2 protein-coding genes are annotated in these 1,878 nt (G+C 43.3%); both read right to left on the bottom strand.

What is annotated here, in order from left to right; all coding sequences use genetic code 11:
• Nucleotides 1–24: 24 nt before the first annotated feature.
• A complete protein-coding gene (gene hslO, locus PGR14_RS15935) occupies nt 25–903 on the bottom strand; it encodes an Hsp33 family molecular chaperone HslO (protein WP_008369602.1) in 879 nt (292 codons plus the stop codon).
• Nucleotides 904–922: 19 nt separating this feature from the next.
• Complete coding sequence (locus PGR14_RS15940) at nt 923–1,705, bottom strand: class I SAM-dependent DNA methyltransferase (protein ID WP_270223714.1); 783 nt, start codon at nt 1,703–1,705, stop codon at nt 923–925.
• Nucleotides 1,706–1,878: the final 173 nt, after the last annotated feature.

Here is a 1,878-nt window from a genome sequence, read left to right on the forward strand (position 1 = left end):
TATCTTTAACTGTTAATGACCTCTTTATCTTTTTGCCTGTTTTAAAATCTGTTTCAGCTCTTCTACACTAAATGTATACGCCGTATTGCAGAAATGGCATTTTACTTCTACTTCTTTTCCGTCATCGATCATTTCCTGGATATCTTTCTTTCCGATGCTGATGATGGCTTTCTCGATTCTCTCATGCGAACAATTACATTTAAACTGTGTGTCCATTGTATCTGTAAATTCCACATTCAGGCCATCCAGTACCTGCTCCAGCATCTGCTCCGGTGTATGTCCGTTGTCCAGCATACTGGTAACAGAAGAGATCTTCTTGATATTCTCTTCCAGTTTATCCAGCACTTCATCCGATATAAACGGCATTACCTGCACAATAAATCCACCTGCACAGTGTACAGTGTTGTCCTTGTTCATCAATACTCCAAGGCCCACAGAAGACGGAACCTGTTCGCTGGTTGCAAAATAATACGTCAGATCTTCTGCGATCTCACTTGTCTGCAGAATAGTCTGTCCAACATATGGTTCTTTCAGTCCCATATCTTTAATAACATTTAAAAGACCGATTCCAACAGCTCCTCCAACATCCAGCTTGCCATTCTTAGGTGGCATCATTGCTTCCGGATGATCGACGTATCCTTTCACGTCACCTTTTGCATCTGCAGTCACCGTAATTCCGCCAAGTGGTCCATCACCTTTGATCTGAAGCGTCAGCACATCTGTCTCATTCTTCATCATGCCTCCCATCATTGCTCCTGCTGTCAAAAGTCTTCCAAGTGCCGCTGTTGCTACCGGACTTGTGTCATGTCTCTTTCTTGCCTCTTCCACCAGATTTCCGGTTGTTGCGGCAAATGCACGGATCTGTCCGTCTCCCGCAGTTGCTCTTACAATATAATCTTTCATATAACAATTCTCTCCTGTTCTATTTTCCCTGTTCTCTTGCGATCACATAAATGCGCTCGCTTGTGTCCATCGGCGCATTCTTTGAAAATGCATCGTATGCTGTCACAAATTCCAGCCCCGACTTCCGGATCAGTTCCTTCATCTCCTCCAGCGTATACGCTCTCTGATAATGCGTCTCCTCATATTTGCGATAAAGCCCACTGTCCTTATCTGTCTCAATAAAAAGACTCAGATCATATTCATTGATCTTCTCATCTTCGTAATAATAGTTGTCCCAGATAAAACTGCATTCCTCCCGGTTCTCCGCAATTGTGCGATCCCCAAGAATCTCTTCATACTTGTAACGTGTATTAAAATCAAAAATAAAAACACCTTTCGGATCCAGATAATTGTTGACTAGGCGGAATACTTCCTGAAGTTCTTCCGGCTCTGTAATATAATTGACTGAATCGCAGACACTGATGACAGCTCTTACCGTACCATACAGTTCGAATTCTCTCATATCCTGCAGAAGATACAGAATATCATGACCGGATCTGTCTCGTTTCTCCATTGCGATCTCCAGCATCTCTTCCGCATTGTCCGCACCAATCATATCATATCCTGCCTTTGCAAGCAATTCTGTCATGTTCCCGGTACCACACCCCAGATCCAGTACCAGTCCATCCCTGACACCATATTCTCTCATAAGACCGGTGAGATATTCACACCATTCTTCGTAGGGAATATTATCCATGAAGGTATCATATACACGTGCAAAGCTTGTATACGCTTCCATACTCTGTTGTTCCTCTCTTTCGATTCGCCATCAATGCCCATAAGCAGCACTGACCGATGTCCACGGACCACTCCGCTGCGCATCCTGACATCCAGATTATTTTATAGTATAACACAGGATTTTCCTCTAGGAAAGTCATATTCTGATGAGAGCTTTTCCCTTTTGGAATTTTCTTTACTGTTCACAGTACCTGTGAC

This window comes from Coprococcus sp. AF99-45, from assembly GCF_027663865.1.
GTDB lineage: Bacteria > Bacillota > Clostridia > Lachnospirales > Lachnospiraceae > Allocoprococcus > Allocoprococcus comes.

Excerpts from the sequence above, each read along its gene's own strand:
- hslO (WP_008369602.1), bottom strand. The coding sequence starts at position 903 with ATGAAAGATTATATTGTAAGAGCAACTGCGGGAGACGGACAGATCCGT.